This window comes from Gimesia benthica (genome assembly GCF_009720525.1).
Lineage (GTDB): Bacteria > Planctomycetota > Planctomycetia > Planctomycetales > Planctomycetaceae > Gimesia > Gimesia benthica.
Genome location: NZ_CP043930.1, coordinates 3,170,439 through 3,192,675 on the forward strand (window position 1 = coordinate 3,170,439; position 22,237 = coordinate 3,192,675).

Annotated in this window: 18 protein-coding genes; 15 read left to right on the forward strand and 3 right to left on the reverse strand. The window is 52.7% G+C overall.

The window, feature by feature from the left end:
* The first annotated feature begins 339 nt into the window (after positions 1 to 339).
* The 10 genes from F1728_RS11985 to scpB all read left to right on the forward strand — a co-directional run bounded on the left by F1728_RS11985 (position 340) and on the right by scpB (position 13,211).
* The gene (locus F1728_RS11985; protein ID WP_145180460.1) at positions 340 to 1,896 is read left to right on the forward strand and encodes an Rne/Rng family ribonuclease; all 1,557 of its coding nucleotides are present in this window, start codon (positions 340 to 342) and stop codon (positions 1,894 to 1,896) included.
* A 248-nt stretch (positions 1,897 to 2,144) separates the two neighbouring features.
* Positions 2,145 to 2,516: a 50S ribosomal protein L21 gene (gene rplU, locus F1728_RS11990; RefSeq protein WP_145036180.1), complete on the forward strand. Its 372-nt coding sequence runs from the start codon at positions 2,145 to 2,147 to the stop codon at positions 2,514 to 2,516.
* Between the two features lie 255 nt (positions 2,517 to 2,771).
* The gene (gene lpxB, locus F1728_RS11995; protein ID WP_155364299.1) at positions 2,772 to 3,941 is read left to right on the forward strand and encodes a lipid-A-disaccharide synthase; all 1,170 of its coding nucleotides are present in this window, start codon (positions 2,772 to 2,774) and stop codon (positions 3,939 to 3,941) included.
* 242 nt (positions 3,942 to 4,183) lie between these two features.
* Entirely contained in the window at positions 4,184 to 5,230 is a 1,047-nt protein-coding gene (locus F1728_RS12000; protein WP_155364300.1) for a Gfo/Idh/MocA family protein, read from the forward strand.
* Positions 5,231 to 5,349: 119 nt separating this feature from the next.
* On the forward strand, positions 5,350 to 6,336 hold the full coding sequence (locus F1728_RS12005) for a 3'(2'),5'-bisphosphate nucleotidase (RefSeq protein WP_155364301.1): 987 nt from the start codon (positions 5,350 to 5,352) through the stop codon (positions 6,334 to 6,336).
* 40 nt (positions 6,337 to 6,376) lie between these two features.
* Positions 6,377 to 8,089 (forward strand): SLC13 family permease, encoded by a 1,713-nt coding sequence (locus F1728_RS12010; RefSeq protein ID WP_228030696.1) that lies wholly within the window; start codon positions 6,377 to 6,379, stop codon positions 8,087 to 8,089.
* 130 nt (positions 8,090 to 8,219) lie between these two features.
* Entirely contained in the window at positions 8,220 to 9,431 is a 1,212-nt protein-coding gene (locus F1728_RS12015) for a prolyl oligopeptidase family serine peptidase (RefSeq protein ID WP_155364302.1), read from the forward strand.
* Positions 9,344 to 10,183, forward strand: a complete 840-nt coding sequence (locus F1728_RS12020) for a hypothetical protein (RefSeq protein ID WP_155364303.1) — start codon at positions 9,344 to 9,346, stop codon at positions 10,181 to 10,183. The genes F1728_RS12015 and F1728_RS12020 overlap by 88 nt, the downstream gene beginning before the upstream one ends.
* Positions 10,184 to 10,561: 378 nt before the next feature.
* The gene (locus F1728_RS12025; protein ID WP_155364304.1) at positions 10,562 to 12,313 is read left to right on the forward strand and encodes a hypothetical protein; all 1,752 of its coding nucleotides are present in this window, start codon (positions 10,562 to 10,564) and stop codon (positions 12,311 to 12,313) included.
* Between the two features lie 7 nt (positions 12,314 to 12,320).
* Positions 12,321 to 13,211 carry an SMC-Scp complex subunit ScpB gene (gene scpB / locus F1728_RS12030; RefSeq protein ID WP_155364305.1) on the forward strand — a complete coding sequence of 297 codons (891 nt, stop codon included), beginning with the start codon at positions 12,321 to 12,323 and terminating at the stop codon, positions 13,209 to 13,211.
* 9 nt (positions 13,212 to 13,220) lie between these two features.
* Here scpB and F1728_RS12035 read toward each other — a convergent pair whose 3' ends face one another.
* The gene (locus F1728_RS12035; protein WP_155364306.1) at positions 13,221 to 14,579 is read right to left on the reverse strand and encodes a hypothetical protein; all 1,359 of its coding nucleotides are present in this window, start codon (positions 14,577 to 14,579) and stop codon (positions 13,221 to 13,223) included.
* A complete protein-coding gene (locus F1728_RS12040; RefSeq protein WP_155364307.1) occupies positions 14,567 to 15,901 on the reverse strand; it encodes a hypothetical protein in 1,335 nt (444 codons plus the stop codon). Before F1728_RS12040 ends, F1728_RS12035 begins: the two co-directional genes overlap by 13 nt.
* Before the next feature lie 228 nt (positions 15,902 to 16,129).
* Here F1728_RS12040 and F1728_RS12045 point away from each other — a divergent pair, with 228 nt between their 5' ends.
* From F1728_RS12045 to F1728_RS12065, 5 genes are read left to right on the forward strand one after another with little or no spacing between them, the layout of a single operon-like run.
* Entirely contained in the window at positions 16,130 to 16,912 is a 783-nt protein-coding gene (locus F1728_RS12045) for a sugar phosphate isomerase/epimerase family protein (RefSeq protein ID WP_155364308.1), read from the forward strand.
* 34 nt (positions 16,913 to 16,946) lie between these two features.
* Complete coding sequence (gene xseA / locus F1728_RS12050) at positions 16,947 to 18,188, forward strand: exodeoxyribonuclease VII large subunit (RefSeq protein ID WP_155364309.1); 1,242 nt, start codon at positions 16,947 to 16,949, stop codon at positions 18,186 to 18,188.
* A 57-nt stretch (positions 18,189 to 18,245) separates the two neighbouring features.
* Positions 18,246 to 18,596 carry an exodeoxyribonuclease VII small subunit gene (locus F1728_RS12055; protein WP_155364310.1) on the forward strand — a complete coding sequence of 117 codons (351 nt, stop codon included), beginning with the start codon at positions 18,246 to 18,248 and terminating at the stop codon, positions 18,594 to 18,596.
* A 24-nt stretch (positions 18,597 to 18,620) separates the two neighbouring features.
* The gene (locus tag F1728_RS12060; RefSeq protein WP_155364311.1) at positions 18,621 to 19,451 is read left to right on the forward strand and encodes a type III pantothenate kinase; all 831 of its coding nucleotides are present in this window, start codon (positions 18,621 to 18,623) and stop codon (positions 19,449 to 19,451) included.
* Between the two features lie 6 nt (positions 19,452 to 19,457).
* Positions 19,458 to 20,627 carry a GTPase gene (locus F1728_RS12065; RefSeq protein WP_155364312.1) on the forward strand — a complete coding sequence of 390 codons (1,170 nt, stop codon included), beginning with the start codon at positions 19,458 to 19,460 and terminating at the stop codon, positions 20,625 to 20,627.
* A 24-nt stretch (positions 20,628 to 20,651) separates the two neighbouring features.
* Here the strand turns inward: F1728_RS12065 and F1728_RS12070 are convergent, their stop codons facing one another.
* Positions 20,652 to 21,947: a glycoside hydrolase family 15 protein gene (locus tag F1728_RS12070; protein WP_155364313.1), complete on the reverse strand. Its 1,296-nt coding sequence runs from the start codon at positions 21,945 to 21,947 to the stop codon at positions 20,652 to 20,654.
* Between the last annotated feature and the right edge of the window lie 290 nt (positions 21,948 to 22,237).

Consider the following 22,237-nt stretch of genomic DNA (forward strand, 5'->3'; position numbering starts at 1 on the left):
ATGCGTTCTGTGTGCCAGGCGCTACTCCGACTGTCAGCCACACCAGAGCAGTTACAGCATCCTCAGGAACGATCACGCCCGTCGACAATGTTCGGGAAATGATTCGACTCACCAGTCGCCCCCACCAGAATCTCTCTAAGCCGCCTCGTCACGGTCGATCGACCAGCGATACATCGGCTTATTTCAGGAGAATCGCCCGCACGGAGACATATGTGCTCCCGCAAGGGCAACTGACTGGCTTTTCTACCACAAGAGACTGTTCTCGTCGTGGAAAGTCCGTCTCCACAGTGACTGCTGAGGAATACTGCATTCGTCGTGTTCCACGACAAAGGGTATTCCATGAAAAAGGAAATGCTGATTAATGTCCTCCAGCCGGAGGAAAGTCGAATCGCCATCGTTGAAGATGGTGTCCTCGAAGAACTGTATGTCGAGCGCAACAGCCTCGAAAACCTGGTAGGAAATATCTACAAGGGTAAAGTCGTCAATATCGAGCCCAGTATTCAGGCCGCATTTGTCGATTTCGGCGTTGGACGGAATGGCTTCCTGCACGTCAGCGATCTCGAATACCAGTACTATAAACACATCACGGAAAACGGTGAGAACAAAGCAGCACGGGGCAGAAACTCCAAAGGCCGCCGTATCAATGAGCGCAGTGTGGCTAACAAACCACCGATCCAGGAAATCCTGAAACGCGGCAGCGAAGTGCTGGTCCAGGTAATCAAGGAAGGGATCGGCAACAAAGGCCCCACGCTTTCTACCTACATCAGTATTCCCGGCCGCTACCTGGTCATCATGCCCGGACTGCAGCGGGTCGGCATCAGCCGCAAAATCACCGATGAAGACGTGAGAAAACAGCTGCGTTCCATCCTGACACAACTGGCACCTCCGCCGGGACTGGGTTTTATTGTCCGTACCGCAGGTATTGATCGCTCTGCTGAAGATCTGCAACGCGACCTGAATTACCTGCTCCGTCTCTGGGGAACCATCGTCGGGCGCATCAAGAAACTACCGGCGCCTGTCGAAATTTACTCCGAATCCGACATGATGATTCGCACGATTCGCGACATCTACAACAGCGAAATCGACACACTCTATATTGACGAACCCACGGCCTACCAGCGGGCTCGCGACTTCATGAAAGTCGTCCTGCCCAAACACGTCAATCGCATCAAACACTACACCGGCAGTGATCCGATTTTCTATAACAGCAATCTGGATGATGAAATCTGCAGCATCCAGAACCGGCACGTGCCCATGAAAGGTGGCGGCTCAATCGTAATCGACCAGACCGAAGCCCTGGTCGCGATCGACGTTAACAGTGGTAACTACCGGGCTGATGACAATGCTGAAAAAACAGCTTTCAAAGTCAACATGAAGGCCGCTGAGGAAATCAGCCGCCAGATTCGTCTTCGGGACCTTGGCGGAGTGATCGTAATCGATTTCATCGACATGCGGGAAGAAAAGCACCGTCGGTCCGTCGAACGTCGACTGCGCGATCTGGTCAAACGGGACCGTGCCCGTACTAAAGTGCTCCGCATTAGTCCCTTCGGTCTGATTGAAATGACCCGCCAGAGAATTCGCCCCTCGCTCCGCAGGAGCATGTACGAAGACTGTCCCTCCTGTCGGGGAACGGGCCAGGTCAAAACAGCCGAAAGTATGGCCATCGAAGTCATGCGAACCCTGATGACCACGGTCTACAAGAAAAACATCGCGCGGCTGGTGCTGAATGTACATGAAAATGTGGCTAATTACCTGAATAATAAACGCCGCAAAGATATCAACAGCCTCGAAGAATCATCGAATACCGTTATTGCCATCAACGCACGTACAGATGTCGAACCAGAACATCTCACCGCACGTTGTTACGACGATATTGGAAATGAAGTGAATTTCTAGTCGCTTCTGACTCGAAATTTCAAAAGTGACTCTTTACAATGCCCTGCTCGCTATGCGTATGAGAGGTACGGATTCCGCGCAGGGCCTGGCTGGCTGATTGAATAAACACACTCTCGCAGCTGTGTTTAACTATATAATATCATTAGCGTTGCGCTATTGATTCTGAATACAGATCGGATTCCATTTGCTTCATAAATCCGACTTCAGCAATTATTTGATCCAAGTGTAAGAAAAAAGAAGGTTTGAGGATGTTTGTAGTAATCGAAGATGGCAGCCATCAATATACGATTCAGGAAGGCGATACCCTGACAATCGACTACCGTGCTACAGCAACAGAAGGCGATTCTATCACTTTTGAAAGCGTGCTGCTCGCCAATGGTGGCGGTGCCAGCTCGATCGGCACCCCGGCTATCGAAGGTGCATCGGTCGAAGCCGAAGTTGTAAATCCAGAGGTCAAAGGCGAGAAACTGGAAATTCAGAAGTTCCGTCGCCGCAAGAACTCTCGTCGTCATACAGGTCACCGCCAGAAATACACCACAGTTCGCATCAAATCGATCACCGTGCCTGGTCTGGAAATTGTGGAAGCACAAGAAACCGAACCTGCTGCCACTGAAGCCTAATTCAAACTGACGCGTGCCCTACGCTGATATTTGATGCGCACAGCATAGAATCTACTCTCAGCCCCCTGATTCAATCTCAGGGGGCTGTTTGCATTTGAACTCATCCCAGTCTCCCCTGCCTGCAAATTGACCTTGACCCAAAACCGTTATTTGACTTAATGTTATGCGGCTTTTGAGACGTCCGGCTGTGAGACCGGGCAGTTCAGATATTCGGACGGACCGCAGACCGCATCCCAGGCAGGTAAGGATACTTCGATGCACCTCTTTTTTTCAGTAGGCGAACCCAGCGGAGATCAGCACACGGCTCACCTGATCGAAGAAATTCGCACCCGCCGCCCCGACGCTCGTTTCTCTGCCTTCGGTGGGCCAGAGATGCAGGCTGCCGGCTGTCACCTTGAAGTTCGGCTGACCGATTATGCCGTCATGGGCATTCTCAACGTTCTGCCTCTGATTTTTAAATTCATTCAGCTGATCCGGCAAGTCGGCGCCTACCTCGAACAGGAGCGCCCCGACGCCGTGATCCTTGTGGATTTCCCCGGATTCAACTGGTGGGTTGCGAAAAAAGCCAAAGCCCTGGGTATTCCGGTTTTCTATTACCTGCCCCCTCAACTCTGGGCCTGGGCCCCCTGGCGCATTCGCCGTGTTCGTAAAAATGTGGATTACATCCTCTCCGGACTCCAGTTTGAAAAACAATGGTATGAATCGCGAGGAATCAACGTCGATTACATCGGGCATCCCTTCTTTGATGAAGTGGTTTCCCGGAAGCTGCAGCAGGATACCCTTACCGAGTTGAAACAGTCCGCTCCGCAGATTCTAGGCGTACTCCCCGGTTCTCGTACAAATGAGGTCACGCGCAACTTCCCTGTGATGCTACAGACGATTCGTCGCCTCTCTCAACAATTTCCCGACGCCATCTTTCCGATTGCCTGCTACCGGGAAGCACACCTTGAACTCTGCCAGAACTTTATTCGCGAACAACAGGCTGAAGATTTACCGCTCAAACTCTATCTCAAGCAGACTCCCGAAATCATCGAAGCCGCAGACTGCTGCCTGATGGTCTCCGGATCGGTCAGCCTGGAAATGCTGGCCCGCAAAACGCCAGCCGTTGTGCTGTATCGCAGCCACTGGGGCATGTATTTCCTGGGACAACTGCTGATCACCTGCAAATACATGTCACTACCCAACCTGATTGCAGGACGGGAAATCATGCCGGAATTTCCCTCTGTGGGAAATCCGAACAAAGTCGTAACGCAAATGTCGACGATCCTGGCCGAGTGGCTGAGCAGCCCCCTGGCCCTGGAACGAGCCGGGTCAGAGCTCACATCGCTCTATAATGAAACAGTCATACCCGGTGCCTCAGCACATGCAGCCGAAGCCATCTTGAGCCATACCGGAGCCCAGATCAGCTCTAAAGCGGCTGCCTGATATACACATAAACACACCGTAGTGTTCAATTCGTGTTAAATCGGGCACAAAACGACAATTTTCCAATGAGAATCTGGGGAACCTCCAATTGTTTGTTTTGTGTGAATGGTCCTCTTGAAAACTGCTCGTTAGAATCGTCGGATACGTCGTAACAGACCATTCCCGGGTGAAATCAGCCCCGGATGGCTGAAAAGATCATAATCTGTAAAACGCATCTTGGACTATCGGGACTACTTAAACTAATGGGAAAAAAAACGATCCGGATTGGAATTGTTGGCGCAGGAGCAAATACAAAAGCGCGACACATTCCGGGATTTCAGGCGATTGATGACGTCGAACTCGCAGGCGTTGTGAACTCAACTCAAGCCTCTACAGATAAAGTTGCCCGGAAATACGGTATTCCGCAAACCTACTCCCACTGGCAGGAACTGGTGGAAGACCCGGAAATCGATGCTGTTGTGATCGGCACCTGGCCCGATCTGCATTGTGAGATCACCTGCATGGCACTCGAAGCAGGCAAGCACGTGCTTACCGAGGCCAGAATGGCACGTAATCTGGAAGAAGCGCGTAAGATGCTTAAAGTCTCCCAGGCGCGCCCCGACCTGATCGCCCAGATCGTTCCCAGTCCTTTCGGCCTCAAATACAATAATGAAATCATTAAGCTGATCTCGCATCAGTATCTGGGTCAATTGCGGGAAGTCATCGTTCAGGGTGCCGACGATGCATTCTGGGATTACAGCAAAAAAATGCACTGGCGTCTCGATAAAGAAATCAGCGGCAACAACATGCTCACCATGGGCATCCTGCACGAGACCCTCAGCCGCTGGGTACCTGCCACCGAACGCGTGTTTGCCCAGTCTTCAATCTTCGAACCCGTTCGTCCTTCTGCGACAGCCCAGGGCAACGCCGATGTGACTCTCCCTGACAGCCTGCAGATCGTGTCTCGCCTGCAGGGAGGCGCCAACGCCATCTATCACCTGAGTGGAACAATTCTCTTTGGACCAGGTCTGCAGATTCACCTGTATGGCAGCCTGGGAACCATCAAAGTTCAATTCACTCCCGAAGAGAAAATCTTTGTTGGTCATATGGGAGAGGATAAGCTCAAAGAAATTCAGGTTCCTCAGGAAGAGATCAGTGGCTGGCGTGTGGAATCGGAATTCATCGGTGCCATCCGTGGAGAGGAAGTCGTGCACTTCACTGATTTCGCCACCGGTGTCAAATACATGGAGTTTTCCGAAGCGGTTGCCCGGAGCTGCGAACAGAATCAGCCTGTCTCGCTTCCACTGTAAACTGGCAGATCGACTGAAAATCGTCATAATACAGGGACAGCGTTCAAAGGCAGACAGTCGAACCTGTCGATATTGATGTTATCCCTGACAGCCAGCTTCACTCGAAACGATCTGAAATCATGACAGAAACTTTGGAACAGGAATTAAAGACAGCACTCCTGGCAGTCAGACAGGCTGCATTGATCTGCAGAACAGTTCAATCTGCCATCACGGATGAGGTCCTGGAAAAAAAAGATAAGAGTCCAGTCACGATCGCAGATTTCAGCAGTCAGGCCGTTATCTGCCGTGCACTCCACAACGCATTCCCGGAAGACCCCATCATCGGTGAAGAAGATGCCGCTGAACTGCAAGGACCGGAAAACCGGGAGTTCCTGGAAAAGATTGTCTCGGAACTGACTGCCGACGGTATCCAGGATACGACTCCTGAGAATGTCTGTACGTGGATCGATTATGGCGGTGCCAAAACATACAGCGACCGTTTCTGGACGCTTGATCCCATTGATGGAACCAAGGGCTTTTTACGCAAAGAACAGTACGCGGTTTCACTTGCTTTGATCGTGGAGGGAAAAATCGTACTCGGCGTGCTGGGCTGTCCCAACCTGCCCTTTCCCGGGGAAAACCCAACCGCGGGGACGCTCTACTACGCGATCGCTGGACAAGGTGCATACGCCCTTCCCCTCGTTCGCGAACAGGAGCCGAAACGCATCCGTGTGACCACTACTGCCGATTTTTCGGAATCCCGCTTTTGTGAATCCGTCGAATCGGGACACAGTTCACACAGCCACTCTCAGCAGCTGGCGGAACGACTGGGGATCAGTAAAGAGCCCCGGCGTCTGGACAGTCAGGCTAAATACGCTGTCGTCGCCCAGGGTGAGGCTGACATCTACATGCGGCTGCCCACACGCCCCGGTTATCGTGAGAAAATCTGGGATCATGCGGCGGGGGTCTTGCTGGTTGAAGAAGCGGGAGGGGAAGTCACTGATATCCACGGCAACCCGCTGCAATTTGACCAGGGATATGAACTGAAAAATAATCAGGGCGTGATCGTCACCAACGGACACCTGCACTCGCTCCTGATCCAGTCTCTGGACGAACTCGAATTTTAATCCCTGTATCGATCTGTCTTTTGATGATGTATTAACCGACATGGACTGGCACATCGTAGTCACGTTTCTCGTTTTGGCAGGAGTAATCTGCTCTCTGACGTTTCTACGTGCCGGCGCTGATACGATTCTGATGGGCGGTCTGACCATTCTCATCGTTTCCGGCATCGTTCCCGTCGATCAGGCTGTGCAGGGTTTTGCTAACGAAGGTCTGCTGGCAGTTGCATTTCTGTTCGTGGTCAGCGAGGGTATCCGACAAACCGGCGGCTTCTCCTTCACGGGCCAGCAACTACTGGGACGACCTAAATCCCTGACCGATGCGCAGGCCCGCGTGATGGTGCCTTCCGCCATCCTGAGTGCATTCCTGAATAACACTCCCGTTGTTGCCATGATGATGCCCGTCATTTCCGACTGGGCCAAGAAAATGCGGATCTCCATTTCGCATCTGATGCTGCCTCTCAGTTATGCCGCGATTCTGGGCGGGCTCTGTACCCTGGTCGGCACCAGCACCACCCTGGTGGTCAATGGGCTGCTGCAGAGTCAGACAGATCGCCCTGCACTGAGCATGTTTGAAATTGCCTGGATCGGAGTTCCGGTCATGGTTGCGGGATTGATATATCTGCTGGTCTGCTCTCGCTGGCTGCTCCCCGAGCGAAAACCGGCGATCACTCCCATGGACGATCCCCGTGAATACACGGTGGAAATGGTCGTTGAACCCGGCTGTCCCCTGATTGGCAAAACCATTGAACAAGCCGGTCTGCGTCATCTGCCCGGCATGTACCTGATGGAAATCGACCGGGACGATGATGTGATCGCCGCGGTCTCCTCGAATGAACGACTGGCCGCCAACGATCAGCTGGTCTTCGTGGGCGTTGTTGAATCGGTCATCGATCTGCAGAAAATCCCCGGCCTCAAACCAGCCACCGACCAGTTATTCAAACTCTCCGGTCCCCGCTCCGAACGCTGCCTGATTGAAGCGGTTGTCTCAGACAGCTTTCGTTTCCTCAATATGTCCATCCGCACTGCCAAGTTTCGCTCCAATTACAACGCTGCGGTAATCGCGGTGGCACGGAACGGTCAGCGGATCAATAAGAAAATCGGTGACATTGAACTGCAGCGAGGCGACACATTACTCATTGAAGCACACCCCTCGTTCATCGATCAGCAACGGAACTCCCGTGAATTTTTCCTGGTCAGCCAGGTCGAAGATTCCACGCCCCCAAGACACGAACGCGCCTGGATCGCCCGGCTGATTCTGCTGGCCATGATCGGTATGGTTGCCGTGTTCAACATCCCGATGCTTGTGGCCGCCATGGTGGCTGCTGGCCTGATGACCGCAACCCGCTGCTGCAGTGCCACGGAAGCCAAACGCTCCATTGACTGGGGAGTGCTGATCACCATCGCAGCCGGACTGGGAATTGGACAGGCCATCGATAACTCGGGTGCCGCCAGACTGATTGCCAACGGATTTACCGGTATGGCTAACGACAGTCCTCTGATCGTCCTCGCGATTCTCTCATTCATCACCCTGGTCTTTACGAATCTGATTACCGCCAAAGCCACGGCAACGCTGATTTTTCCGATCACGGTCGCCACTGCAAATGCCCTGGGTGTGGACCTGATGCCGTTCGTGATTGCCATCATCATTTCTGCAGCCGCCTGTTTCGCCACCCCTATCGGCTACCAGACCAACCTGATGGTCTTCGGACCCGGGGGTATAAATATGGTGACTATCTGCGTATTGGCGGCCCGCTGACTTTGATTGTCTGGTTATTGACAGTCATCGTCGTACCTCTTGTCTGGCCCTTCCATCCCTGATAATGTAAATTGAGAAATCACCCGCCGTATTCGGTACCGATTCCTTTTTTCATAATCAGGGTTCCTCCATGCATCGCAGCCTCTGCTCCCGCTTTGTACCCGCGCTGGCATTCTTCGCCTTACTATTATCTGCTCCCGTAATTCTCTCTGCCCAGGATGCACCTCCTGCAGATCGCAAGAAACTCGAAGCAGAACTTCAGGAACTGCAACAGCAGATTCAGGCACTTAAACAAAATCCCCAGATCGAACGCTCCCTGCTCGCCGACGTGGAAATTTATGGGAAAGCAGCAGAGTGGATTTTACGCCACAAGGAATTTTACAAACCACAGTACGTCAAAGAGACCTACCAGGTTCTTGAAACCGGACGCCAGCGAGCCAGCCAACTCGCAGCAGGCAAACCCGAGTGGACCGATCCGAAGGGTACGGTGCTCTTCGGATACTACTCGAAGATCGATGGCTCCGTGCAACCGTATGCTTTGACCTTTCCTGCAGACTTCAAACAGAAGTCCAGCCAGCGCTGGCCCCTGCATGTGGAACTGCATGGTCGGGGAGGCAAACGCAACGAAGTCTTCTTTATCATGCATCCAAATGGCAGAGGACCGCGTAAAGATCATGACTGGTTGCACCTCGATCCCTTTGGACGAACAGATAACGGTTGGCGCTGGAGTGGAGAAGTCGATGTACATGAAGCGATCGCCGATGTCAAAAAACGTTTCCTGATCGACAAGCAGCGGATCACCCTGCGTGGCTTCTCCATGGGAGGCGCTGGTGCCTGGCATCTGGGACTGCATTATCCCTCTGAATGGTGCGGCGTGGGACCGGGAGCGGGCTTTGTCGATTTCTACCAGTATCAGAACCACAAAGAGAAACTGCCTCCCTATCAGGATAAAACTCTGCACATTTATGACTCCATCGACTACGCCCTCAATGCTGCTGATGTTCCAGTCGTGACCTACGGAGGTGGAAAAGACAAGCAGCTGGTCTCGAGCACTCGGATGGTCGAAAAGGCTGAAGAACTGGATATCAAAATCCCCCTGTATATCAGCCCCGAGGCGGCACATCAGTCACGGATGCCCGCTTATCAGAATTTCCTTGCACAGCTGCTGAAGATCTCCAAAGAGGGCCGCCCCGCCTGGCCGGGCCGCAAGCAGATCCGCTTTATTACATACACTCCCAAGTTCAATGAATGCGAATGGCTCAACATCGAAGAACTGGACCAGATGTACGAGCCGACCACCGTCGAAGGGGGCTGGATGAGGAATCAGGAATTCTGGAGCTGACCACTGACAATGTGGCTGCCCTGTCTATCGCCCGTGATATCGCTCCCAAAGTCGAACTGGACGGGACCCTGCTTCCGTTGGAGTCGGCAGCCAGCGGACTGCTGCCTCAGGTCTACTTTGTCAAAAGTAACAGCGGCTGGGATGTGCTCAAGTACGACGATTCCAAAGCCTTCATCGAAAACTCGAATCTACGCAAACGACGCAATCTGCAGGGGCCGATCGACGACGCCTTCACCCTGCCCTTTGTTTGCGTGAAAGGGACTGGCACTCCCTGGACTCCCGAACAACAGGCCTGGTCGCAATCCGTTCTCTCTCTTTTCGAGAAAGAATTCGACAAGTGGTTGCGAGGGAAGGTTCCCGTCATCACAGATAAAGAGGTTACTGATAAGACCATCGCCGACAAGAACCTGATTCTGTTCGGAGACCCTGGCTCCAATGCGTTGATCGCCAAAATGGTCGAAGACCTGCCGATCCAATGGTCGAAAGATCAGATCACCGTTAATGGGAAGACCTATGATACCAGGGACCATGGAGTTGCCCTGATTTATCCCAACCCACTGAATCCGACGCGGTATGTGGTCATCAATTCCGGGCATACCATGCATGAAAAAGATTTCCGCGCTTCCAATTCCTGGCTGTTCCCCAAGCTGGGTGATATTGCCGTCATCAAGTTCAAACAGCACAAAGATGGCAATTTCGAGAATGAAACGGTCTGGGCTGAACTCTTCGACAGCAACTGGGAACTTCCCTGATTTCGAGATTCGTTTTTTTCTGTTAATCGAATCAGAGGCATGTCCGATGCGTTCTTTCCCCTCAAGGAGAGGACGCAGCGTATGCCACCTGCCAACCGCAAACCATTTCCAGACCATCACTTAAACGTAACACCCTCCCCGCGACTCCGCATTTTGCTCTGCGAAAAAGAGAGTGCCGACAGTAGTTTCAACTTTCTTGAATCGATCTTGCTTCATTTCGCGATTTTTCATAAAAAACCGACTCCTGTCCCATCAGGGATCTGATCAGGATCAACTCTCACTCAGATTCAATCACCTCCAAATCACAGTTTTACCCTTCTGCACCATCATCGTGCGACAGTTACTCCAGCCCTTCACCCCATGAAACCGGGCAGTATAATGAAACGATTTCGGCTCAGCACGGTCATCCCTGCTGTTCTACTTTCTCTATTGATGAGCGGATGTGCTTCCACATCAGGTACCAAGGCCGTGGCCTGGAAAGCACCTGTTGCGCCGTGGAACTGGGGAAAGTCCGCTTCTTCCGAAGAGAAATCTGAGAAAGCAGAAAAAGAAACGACAGCCGAAGAAGAAACAGCCGTTGCCAAAATAGACGGTGTGGAAATCGATAAAGAAACAGCAGTGGAACTCGGCAAGGAAGCTGGGGAACTCTTAACTCAACCAGAAAAGAAGCCGGCCAAAGTCACCACTCATAACGCCGAACTGCTGGCGTACATCCACGAAGAACTGAAAGACGCGACGCCAAAGGAACGATCTCAGTACCTGGCCAGTTTCAAGGGCGTCGATCCGGAAATGATCAAAAACATTCTGCGTACACGTAGAATGGTCAACAGTATGCAGGCACAACAGCTGGCCGAACACAAAACGACTCCGGCTGCTCCTGTGAATTTACCTGGCCTGGGACATACCCAGCCTGGTGGTTCTCCGGCTCCCAATTCAAGCCTGCCTCAAGTCGGTAATCAGCAGCCTGTCGTGCAACAGGCGAGTGCCCAGCAGATGGCTCCACCGGGGCAGATTACTCCCGGTAGCCAGCAGGTACAGCAAATTAACAACCCAGTTCAGCTGGGAACCCTGGAAACAGCAGGGAACAATCCGGAAGCAGGCCTCCCCGCTGTCGTTCCCGGTCAGCCACAAGGTTATTCCACATCAGAAACCATCAGCCAGGGCCTGAATCATATTCCCCTGGTTGGCCCTCTGAAAACAAAACTTTCGTCAGCGATCCATCAGGGGACGTCTGCGATTCAAAACGGGATTACTCGCACCAGTACGGCCTTCACCGGCCAGCAGAATCCAGCCGCACAACAACTGCCGGTCACGTCTACGAATCCACAAATGGCACCGGTCACGAATCCACAATCAGCCGAACTGGCTCCACAGATGGTCCCCCTGGCTGTAGCACAATCAGGTGCTTCGGCGCAAGATCAGTTACAGCAGTTGATCTCGGTTGCGGAATCAGAAATCGCTCAGCTTCAGCCAGGTTCGTCTCCCGAAGAAAAACAGAACTACATTGAGCGGCACGTTTACCTCCGCATGCTTTACCTGATGGCCGGACAGCACGAACGTGCCCTGGAAGCGATTCCGGGGATTGAACCAGCAGATCAGGAATTCTGGCAGCAGACCTTCTGGGCCGTGGCAAACTACTTTGATGAAGCCGCCATTCCAGATGTTGCCGATCGGGCCACTCAAACAGTGACCCAGCTCCGTCAGGCAACCGCCCGCCTGCAGGAAAAGGCAAACCTGAAACTCAAGAATGTCGCCTTCTGCCACAAGATCAGCAGTTTTGGAAGTTACGAACGCTTCGAGCGTGATGAATACACGCCTGGTCGCCCCGTACTGGTTTATTCAGAAATTGAAAACTTTACGAGCGAACTGACCGCAGACGGCATGTACCGTACGCTGTTAAAGTCAAAGATCCAGATCTTCAAAGCGGGTACCAACGGTGATCTTGTAGCAGAGATCCCCTTCGATACAACCGAGGATCTCTGCCGCAATGTACGTAAGGATTACTTCCACAGTTATAAATTTGAGATCCCCCGCAATATTTCGCTCGGGCCTCACATCATGAAACTGACTGTGGAAGATGAAATCAGCCAGAAGGTAGCCACTTACTCTCAAAACTTCACGGTGCGATAAGCTTCATATGTTTCCCGGACCAGCATCTCACCATCACGCCTGCGGCCTCGTAACCCCCAAAAACACATCGCTGGCCGATTCCGTTTTTCAAGAAATTCCAGCGCGCGGATTTCTCTGGAATTTTCAGACACGGTCTGAGCAATCCAGCAGTCTGCTGTTTGCGACTGATCAGGAAGTGGATACACGCCGCAGTCTGAAAATGGCAAAAGTTGAAGCGGTACTCTTTGTGGCAGATGGTGCGCTCTCTACAAGAAAGATTGCCCAACTGGCCACCCTGGCCAATGCCAAGGAAGCCAAAGAGCTCATCGACCAGCTCAATGACGCACTGGCGGCCAGCCAGTCTGCGTTTCACATCAAGCGAGTCGCCACCGGTTACCGCATGATGACGCATCCCCAGTTCTCGTTCTGGCTCAACAAACTTCATCAGCGACAGGCGGCTCTCAAACTCTCCCCACCCGCCATGGAGACACTGGCGATCGTCGTTTATCGCCAGCCCATTACCCGCGCAGACATTGAATCGGTTCGTGGCGTCCAGAGTGCCGAAATGTTGAAGCAGTTGATGGACCGCGGCCTGGTTCGTATCGGCGGTAAAGACGACTCACTCGGCCGTCCTTTCCTGTATGAAACCACACGCAAGTTTCTGGAAATCTTCGGCTTGAAAAATCTGGAAGATCTCCCCATGGCCGAAATGCTCCGTCCCACTCCTGAGGAGCCGGTGAAAGCCGTGACGGAAGAGACCAAGGAGGAAACGGAAGACACCAGTGAGTCCGAAGAAGTCGATGAACTCTCGACTGATGCCGAAGAGCAGACAGAAGAAATTTCCGACGTCGAAGAGTCTGATTCTTTCGAAGACTTTGAGGATGAAGATTCAGAAGACGAAGACCGCGAAGCTGCCTGAACCAGCCTGTTAGCGCACCCGTGTCTTCTGACCCTTATGCGCCTTCTGAGTCACAGGTTCCTGTGCTTCCCAGTTCTCTCCCACTGTCCAGCGGTAGTTTAGAATGCGGCGGCCATTCACCTGCTCTGCCCGAATCCAGAGTTCTTTCCCTTTGAGCCGATCCGCATTCGGCAGGTAATACAGCTTCCGGTCCTGTCCGTTTTTGAGCTCAGTAATAAAACGCTGCATCCGCTTCATGCTGGGAATGAACAGACTGCAACGGAACTGCAGTGTTTCCAGAGGCGAGGTGTTATTCACGATGATCTGTTCGATCTCCAGAACATTCCCCTCGAGTTTTCGATCCGTGACCTTGATCACAATATCCCCCAGCCCGACATGATAAGGGCGATGCACGCGAATCGAGTACTTTCGCTCGGCAAAAATATCAAAGTCAATCGACACATCCTTCTTCCCCAGGCTCGCATTCGTGGGGAGTGTCATGAACGTCTCCAGACGGAAATCTTCTCCGGTGCCGGCGTTAAACGTCCACTCTCGCGGTTCAACTTCCCAGCCTTTGGGAACATTCAACACTGCCTTACCCTGCACACTCTGGCTAAACGTATTCTTTCCCAGAACCGCATCTGCATGCCCGCCATATTCACTCTTAGACTTCCCTTTCTCAAACTGAGCAGCCAGTCTCCAGTATGCGACCTGCTGATTGCATTTACGCAGGATAATCGGAGAACGGGTCACCAGCAGCTTATGACGGCGGGTCGTTTCATCCCGCTCCAGCAAGATCCGTTTCCCCCAGACATCGGTAGCATAGGCATTCTCTCCCAGATAGATTTCCTCCTCCGTGGGCTCCTCATTCCAGACTACCGCGATCGCTTCCTGATCTCGTGCGAATACGAAATTCGAACTCTTATTGGGCATGTTGAAACTGCCGATGTACTTCGCTCCCTGTAATGCCAGCGACACTGTTCGCCAGGGGAGAAATAACAGCGTGGGAGAACCGTTCTGATTGAGCAGACCATGCTGCTCATCGAAAACAGACGAAGCAAAAATTGCATCCGCGCCCATGTATTTCGCGGTCACCATTCGTTTGACCAGATCAATGGCCCGTTCCTCAGGTTCGTACCCGGTTTTCGGTAGAGGCGTAAGTGTGACCCAGTGCGGCCCCATACCAGATCCCAGCTTCACCTTTTGTAGCTCTACTGCCAGTTCCGCCGCATTGAGACGCTCCTCATTATTGATCGCAACAAAGCTGTGAGTCATATGATTGTCAGGCAGCGGCGTTTTCCAGTCCCAGTGAATGCCGACATGCGTATCTCGACCGATCAGATCCAGTTGCGATTTGACATTCTTCAACGTCTCGGTCAGATTTTGCATTCCGATAAAGCTTTTGTCTTCATCTCCCCCAGCTGCCAGTAATTGACCAGCGAAGTGTATCGAGCAAATACCTCTTCGAGTGAAGGAGACCAGAAACTGGCGGGCATCGTGAATATTCCGCTGACCCCCTGCCAGTCTTTAGCGAACTGCGAGCGTAAATCACGAGGGGGATGATTTAACAAACCAATGGGAGTAATACCCCGATTGGAAAACTGATCCAGCATTTCCGCAATCCGACTGGGATGGTGAATGTCTGCAGAAGCCATGACGTTCCAGAGCGGGAATTTAATCCAGTTGATTCCTGCCTGCGCTGCGATATCAGGCAGCTCTGATATAGGTAACTGGTCATGTTCTTCAGAAATCGCCCAGCCGAACTCGCCCTGGGGACGGGGATTCACAAGATCAATCACGGCAAAGGAAGTTTTCTTTTCCAGAATCGCTTTTTCGTCCCGAACCAGTTTGGAACGGACTTCATAAAAGCCATACTCCATCGGTTTCAGTCGCCAGACCTCGGTATGATTATTCCCATCGAGCAACCTGCTGTTGGGGGCCCCCTTGACATCATCGGGGTCGGTGACCAGATCCAATGCTGAACTCGCAATTTTCCGGTTTGAGCTGTCAATCAGCTCCAGGTCGAGGCGATATTTGTTCTTGGGGTTTAAACCACTGATCCGGCTGCTCACCCGGATCTCTGCATCGTGATCGACAAAATGGCGATGATAGTTATTCAGGATATCCAGCTGTGGCAGACTGCCGACCCACAAATCATCGAACCAGATGTCACCGGAAATATCTTTCAGGTTATTATGAGCCACATGACAGCCGATTACGATAAACCGCACATTGGGATCAGGGGTCAGCGGTCCCAGCGTTACTTCCACCCAATCCTGGTGGGTCCCTGTCACAGGTCGGCTCACAAAATGTTGAACCCGTTGTCGCTTATGATCCAGAAATGAGATCGAGACCATGGCTGCATCGTACTTGAGTCGCTGAGTTTTTATATAACCGCGAAAGACGTATGCATGATCCCCATCGATCTTCTGTGGAGGTGAATAGATCGTGGCGTGGCCACCGTTCACGCCGATATGCAGACTCTGAGATCCCGTGCGTCCCTGATTTCGGTCGATGCTGACTTGTACATACTGTGGATATCCCGGCCCTTTTCGCCGCGACCAGTCGTCCGGCAGGTCATCGAAATCACGGTCCTGGTCCGTCTCAAATGAGTATGAGAGAATAGGGAGCGTATCTTCCACGAGATTACCCTCTACGGGTAAACCGTTCAGCAACGCAAGGTAGCAGGTAAGAAGCGATGACAGTATCATGGAATTTCCCGGGTGATTTCGAGGCTCTCTCTCATAATCGACCATTTTTTGAGGGATTCTCTATCGGGAACCCGGCTGGGAATCCTGTTTTTTCAATCCGGTTCCCTGAACGCCGGGAGATCATTCTTTTTTCACATCCGGTTAGATAAACTTTGCCAGTCGCACGAATTGCTGCATTTATCCGACTCAGTTAAAATACCCGTTTCGCGTTTTGTTTTAAGGTACAACATGTCTCGTCTGAAACTCGCCGTTGCCACCCGCTGCTTCGGCATGCCGATCAGGAACGCTATCAAAACAGCGGCCCGCATCGGAGCCCGCGGGATTCAACTTGATGTACAACAGGAAGTCACTCCATCCTCTTTCGGGGCTTCTGGAGACCGTCAGTTTCGTAAACTGCTGGAAGAGTTCAATCTCAGCCTCGCTTCATTCAGGATGCCTGCCCGGGGCGCCCTGGTCGACCCGGAATTCCTGGACCAGAGAGTGTCACAAATCCGCGCAGCCCTGGAATTCGCCTGGCGGTTGCAGGCACCATCCCTGATTATTCATCCGGGGCTCATTCAGACAGATGAAGGAGGGAACTTTACTCTTATCTGTGAAGTACTCAACGATCTTGTGCGCTTTTCGAATCATATTGGTACCGAACTCTGTATCGCTTGTGGAAAGAATTCCCCTGCCGTCATGCGTGATCTGGTCTCCCGGGTCAACGCCGGCTTCCTGGGTATCGAACTCGACCCAGCCGACATGGTCCTCAATAACCATAATCCGGAAAAAACAATCCGTGAACTACATCCCTGGATTCGCGCCTACCGTCTGCGTGATGCCGTTCGTGAAATGGATACCGACGGCCAGGAAGTTCCTCTGGGCAGGGGTATGGTCATGTGGGACCAGTTCCTGCCTCTGGTCTGGGAAACCGCTTATCAGGGCTGGCTCGCCGTGGATCGCACGCAGGGCGACCAGCGGATAGAGGACTGTCGGCGGGGAATCGATTACCTCAATACAATCCTTCCCTGATCGCCATTGAATTTTAACCCGATAAAGCATTTGTATGTCTCTTCTGGAACCTGAAATTCTGTCGGTGACCGAAACCACTCGACAGATTAAAAATCTGATTGAAGCCAACTTCCCGTACACCTGGGTGATTGGTGAAATTTCCAACTGCACGGTGGCCCGTTCCGGGCACATCTATCTGACACTCAAAGACGACAATGCACAGCTGCGTGCTGTCATCTGGAAACGAACTGCGTCCCGACTCAAGTTTCAGATTGAGGACGGCATGGAAGTGGTAGCCGCTGGTCCGATTGAACTTTATCAGGCACGCGGCACTTACCAGCTCAACATCGAACAGCTACTCCCCCAGGGGGTCGGCGCGCTGGAACTCGCGTTTCGCCAGATGCAGGAAAAACTGGCCGCTGAGGGTCTTTTCAATCCGGAACACAAACAGCCAATCCCCCGCTTCCCCCGGAAGATTGCACTGGTAACCAGTCCTACCAGCGCCGCAGTTCGCGATATGCTGCAGGTGATCACCCGCCGCTGGAAGGCCGCTGACATTGTCATCGTCCCGGTGGCCGTGCAGGGAGAAGGGGCTGCCGAGCAGATCGCTGCCGGGATTGAAGTCGCTGCTCAACTTCCAGGGGTCGACACCATTATTACCGGACGCGGAGGGGGCAGCCTGGAAGATCTCTGGGCCTTCAACGAAGAGGTGGTCGCCCGCGCCATCTTCGACTGTACGATTCCCATTATCAGTGCCGTCGGTCATGAAATTGACATCAGCATCGCCGACCTGGTAGCTGACCGCCGCGCCCTGACTCCCAGTGAAGCCGCCGAGCTGGCTGTTCCCCTGCAAACCGATGTCCTGGCGACGCTCTCTCACTGGAGAGGTCAACTCGCGACCAACCTGAAGCAGCGTGCCCGACAGATTCGCCTGCAACTGGATTCCCTCGCGGGACGTCCCGCGCTGACACGCCCCATGGATCTGATTCACAATCGGGCTTCCCAGCTGGATGAACTGGACCGGCGTCTGAAACGCAGTACCCGCGAACTGGTCAGCCGACTTCAGTCCGAGACCCGTCATCTGGCATCATCACTGGAAGCGCTCAGTCCCCTGAAAGTTCTGAGCCGCGGATATAGTATCACACGTCGCGGAGCAGAATCGAAAGCGTCTACACCGGAAATCGTCAAATCAGTCGATCAACTGCAACCGGGCGACACGATCACCACGAAACTTTCTGATGGGAGCATCACCAGTCAGGTTCAGGAGTTACACCCAGATCCGGAAGAAGCTTCCTGAGCTCCCCTGAATCCTGTTGAATATCGAAAACCATTATTTGCATAAAGATCTGATCACATGGCCAAGAAAAAAAGTACGAAAGAACAAACAGAAGAACCTCTGTTCGAAGAATCGCTGACCGAGCTGCAGGAAATCGTGAGCACACTTGAGTCAGGCACTGCCGGCCTGGAAGAATCGATGGAACAGTTTGAGCGCGGCGTAAAGCTGCTCCGCTCCTGTTACCAGCGACTCGAAACTGCTGAGCAGAAAATTGAAATTCTGACCCGCGTTGACGAAGACGGCAATCCGGTGCTGGAAGAATTTGACTCCACTGCATCGGTCGATACAAAAGGGCCGACAAAAAAAACGGGCAAAAGAAAGAGCATTTCCAGCAAGGACGAGGACGATCAGGATCGGACCCTGTTTTAAACCGGAAATACAAAGAAGACGCGCATGTCGCAACTTTTAAGACAACTGGTGATTGATGTCGGCAACAGTCGCATCAAATTTGTGCTGCTCAAGACGGTGCTCCCATTGGGAGCCTCTCATCAGCTTCCGTTGGTCGAACATGCGCTCTCAATTCTGGTAGAGGATCCTCTCCCCTGGGATCAGATCGCTGACTGGCTCAAACCCACGGATACTCGATGTCTGAGTTCGGTCGCGGGTTCCAATCCGCATGGCATCAAACGGGTACTCAATGACTGGCCCGAGTCCATCCTCCCCGATCCGCTGGAGGTTCTGAATACAGACGACTTCCCTCTGGAGATTACCGTCGATGAACCCCGTAAAGTGGGCATCGACCGATTGTTCAACGCTGTCGCCGCCAACCGTTTAAAATCGACATCGCAGGCGGCGATCATCGTCGATACCGGGACCGCCACCACGGTCGATGTTGTGAGCACCGAAGGTTGCTTTGCCGGGGGAGCGATTTTACCGGGCTTTGAACTTTCTGCGAAATCATTACACGACTATACCGCCCTGCTCCCCCTGATTCCGGTTGAGGATCTGCGCCAGATTGAACCCGTGGTACTCGGTAAGAACACGACCGACGCCATTCGCAGTGGTCTGTTCTGGGGGCAACTTGGTGCAGTCCGCGAACTCATCACTCAGCACACAAAACAGATACTTGTGGAATCCACATCGGGGGAAGCGCCACTGGTGCTGCTCACCGGAGGCGGCTCTGCCCTGCTCGCTCCGCACCTGGATGAATCGGTTCACTTTGAACCTCTCCTGTCACTGCAGGGGCTGGCACTGGTCGCACAACAGATTCGCGGGATTCAATAAACCAGCATGACTCCGCATCCCCCAAATCAGTTACAACAACCCTGCCAGGCCGCTCTCCTTACCCCCCGCGGAAGAGGAGCTGTCGCTACCATTCGCGTTCAGGGAGGGACCTCTGCCCTGAATGCACTGGTGAATTCCTGTTTTCACGCCGTCAATCGGAAACCACTGATCGAACAGTCTGTGAACCAGATTGTCTATGGATACTGGGGAACTTCAAATACCGAAGACCTGGTTCTCTGTCGTATTGATTTTGAAACCGTTGACATTCACTGTCATGGAGGCATGGCGGCGGTGAATCGAATCCTGAATGATTTAGAGGCCCAAGGCTGTGGCGTTCTTACCTGGCAAGCATTGGTCAGTCAGAAAGCGACAGGCCTGGAACTAGAACTCCAGGAAGCTCTGGCAGCGGCTACCACGTTTCGAACAGCAGAAATTCTCCTGCGTCAATCTCAAGGCTTATTACGATCCGCTTTCGCAGCACTTCTGCCCGGGGAACAGAGCCCATTCGACTCGGAACATCTGCAATCTCAGATTCAGGATCTGCTGCGCTGGAAAGAATTGGGACAACACCTGACCCGCCCCTGGAATGTCGTACTCGCCGGTCGCCCCAATGTCGGAAAATCCAGTCTGATCAATGCGATCCTGGGCTATGAACGGTCCATTGTTTTTAACGAAGCGGGAACGACCCGTGATGTGCTGACAGCGACAACGGCGCTCTCCGGCTGGCCGTTTCAATTTTCTGATACCGCAGGAATTCGGGCAGAAGCGGAACAGTTGGAGGCCGCTGGAATTCAGCGTGCAGAGCAGATCCTGAACGCCGCGGATGCCCGCGTCATTCTGATCGATATCAGCCAACCTGCTCATCCAGATGATCACCGACTGCTCACTCAATGGCCCGAGTCGCTGATCGTGGCTCATAAAGCCGACCTCCCCGAATGCTGGGGCGCGCCACTTCCTCCACAGGCGATTCGGATTTCTTCAGTCACAAAAGCGGGGCTTGATGTGTTTCTGGAGAAACTGGTGGAACAACTGATTCCCGAAGTCCCTGATCAGGAGACGGCACTTCCGGTCACATCACGCCAGATCGAACTTTTGGAACAGGCTGCAGCAGCGCTGGATGCTGAAGACCAGCAGACGTACACACGGTTAATCAAACAGTTGCTGACAGAGGTTTAACCCCTGTCAGCAACTCAAGCTGTCTTACTGCTGTGCTTTCAAAGTCTGCTTCCACCGATGCAGGGCCATCATCAGATTTCCCTGCGTCCATAACAGGGGCGTAATATCATTGGGAACGTACTTTCCTTTTTCCAGAAAATACGACTCAGGACAACGATAAGGCCCAAAGGGACACTCAGATGTCGTCAACTGATTCAAAGCGCGATCGAGGTGAAAACGCTGCTTTTCGAGATCAGCATCCTGCCCCGATTCCAGAAACCGCTGGCCGAAAATCACCGACATGATGGAATCGAAAATGCACCACTGGGCTTCCTGCCCCGGTTTCAGATATTGATCCCGGCTGGCCTGATCATCACTGAAATCGCTCGTGCGGTCATCCTCGCTGAAGACTTCTTTGTAATCAGCACACCAGTAAGAGTCTCCCAGATAGCGTCGGATTCCGTAATCCCCCATCAGGTGCGTTCTGACATCTTCCAGAATCGTGTCTGCCAGCTCTCCTTTGACCAGCCCCAGGGGAAAGATCAGGAACAGCAGTGCCCCGTCATACTTGCGGGCCAGCAGAGGATCGGACTGAATGCATTCGGCCGGCAGAATCTCTTCAAGAGTCGTCTGCCCCTGTGCAATGAGTGAGTCCAGTATCTCGGGTGTCACCTGAGTCTGCTGATGCTGCAGGTCATCCCAGTTATCGCTGGAATTCAGATATTCCTTCAGAGCGATCAGCCCGCTGACCACAGTACCAATGCTGGAGGCTTCAATCTTGCGTGCTTCTTCCCAGTGGCCGCTATCTGCATCTTCCCAGAAACGGATGGCTTCGAAATAGCGCACGAATGCCGCCAGCAATTCGAGAGATTGAGTGGACGCCGTCAGGTGTCCCTGTTCCAGCATCAGGCAGTACAACCAGACAAAGTATCCCAGTGCGTCGTTCTGAGCATGAGCCCATTTTTCGTCGATTTCACCCAGCGTGTTTCCGTCAAAACGGATATGGGGCCGCTGCATCACTTCTTTGGGATTTGCTTCCCCCGAAATGATCTTATCGAAACGATCTCGATGCTTGAGAAAATACTCTGTCAGCGTGGCGACTGCTTTGCTTGCTGGTTCCGTTTTCCCCACGGCATTCAATGCATGAGCGACATGGATATTATCCCGGACCCAGATGCTCTGATATCCCGTCGATTCATGGGCGATGGCTGCGGGGAACAAACCGTTCTCCAGAGCAGGGAACGAGAACGTCTGCTGAGACTCAAGAAATGAAAATAACTGATCCGTCTCTTCGATTGTCTGTAATGATTCTTTCAGGGCAAGATAGCTGTTGTCATCCATGATGATTCACCTGACTTCTAAAAACGAGTTGAGCGGACTGTTCCTCTGAATCCGTTCTCCTGGGATTATAACGGCGCCGCGCTGCGCGCCTCGAATTGTGAAACAATCGCCGTCAAATTGCAACGGCAGGACTCCAGGGAAACCCCTGATTCTCTGTTTCCCAAAAACAACATGGTTGATTTCTGGCAACATTGGCTAGAAGCCCATATTCAAGCAGTCATTTCTGATGACAGGAATGTCTGCCGACAGAATCATTCTAACCGGCAAGACCCTGCGCTCAGTCATCTGAA

Excerpts from the sequence above, each read along its gene's own strand:
- F1728_RS11985 (WP_145180460.1), top strand. The coding sequence starts at position 340 with ATGAAAAAGGAAATGCTGATTAATGTCCTCCAGCCGGAGGAAAGTCGA.
- rplU (WP_145036180.1), top strand. The coding sequence starts at position 2,145 with ATGTTTGTAGTAATCGAAGATGGCAGCCATCAATATACGATTCAGGAA.
- F1728_RS12000 (WP_155364300.1), top strand. The coding sequence starts at position 4,184 with ATGGGAAAAAAAACGATCCGGATTGGAATTGTTGGCGCAGGAGCAAAT.
- F1728_RS12060 (WP_155364311.1), top strand. The coding sequence starts at position 18,621 with ATGTCGCAACTTTTAAGACAACTGGTGATTGATGTCGGCAACAGTCGC.
- F1728_RS12035 (WP_155364306.1), bottom strand. The coding sequence starts at position 14,579 with ATGCAAAATCTGACCGAGACGTTGAAGAATGTCAAATCGCAACTGGAT.
- F1728_RS12055 (WP_155364310.1), top strand. The coding sequence starts at position 18,246 with ATGGCCAAGAAAAAAAGTACGAAAGAACAAACAGAAGAACCTCTGTTC.
- xseA (WP_155364309.1), top strand. The coding sequence starts at position 16,947 with ATGTCTCTTCTGGAACCTGAAATTCTGTCGGTGACCGAAACCACTCGA.
- F1728_RS12045 (WP_155364308.1), top strand. The coding sequence starts at position 16,130 with ATGTCTCGTCTGAAACTCGCCGTTGCCACCCGCTGCTTCGGCATGCCG.
- F1728_RS12040 (WP_155364307.1), bottom strand. The coding sequence starts at position 15,901 with ATGATACTGTCATCGCTTCTTACCTGCTACCTTGCGTTGCTGAACGGT.
- F1728_RS12020 (WP_155364303.1), top strand. The coding sequence starts at position 9,344 with ATGGCTCAACATCGAAGAACTGGACCAGATGTACGAGCCGACCACCGT.
- lpxB (WP_155364299.1), top strand. The coding sequence starts at position 2,772 with ATGCACCTCTTTTTTTCAGTAGGCGAACCCAGCGGAGATCAGCACACG.
- F1728_RS12025 (WP_155364304.1), top strand. The coding sequence starts at position 10,562 with ATGAAACGATTTCGGCTCAGCACGGTCATCCCTGCTGTTCTACTTTCT.
- F1728_RS12065 (WP_155364312.1), top strand. The coding sequence starts at position 19,458 with ATGACTCCGCATCCCCCAAATCAGTTACAACAACCCTGCCAGGCCGCT.
- F1728_RS12010 (WP_228030696.1), top strand. The coding sequence starts at position 6,377 with ATGGACTGGCACATCGTAGTCACGTTTCTCGTTTTGGCAGGAGTAATC.
- F1728_RS12070 (WP_155364313.1), bottom strand. The coding sequence starts at position 21,947 with ATGGATGACAACAGCTATCTTGCCCTGAAAGAATCATTACAGACAATC.
- F1728_RS12005 (WP_155364301.1), top strand. The coding sequence starts at position 5,350 with ATGACAGAAACTTTGGAACAGGAATTAAAGACAGCACTCCTGGCAGTC.
- F1728_RS12015 (WP_155364302.1), top strand. The coding sequence starts at position 8,220 with ATGCATCGCAGCCTCTGCTCCCGCTTTGTACCCGCGCTGGCATTCTTC.
- scpB (WP_155364305.1), top strand. The coding sequence starts at position 12,321 with ATGTTTCCCGGACCAGCATCTCACCATCACGCCTGCGGCCTCGTAACC.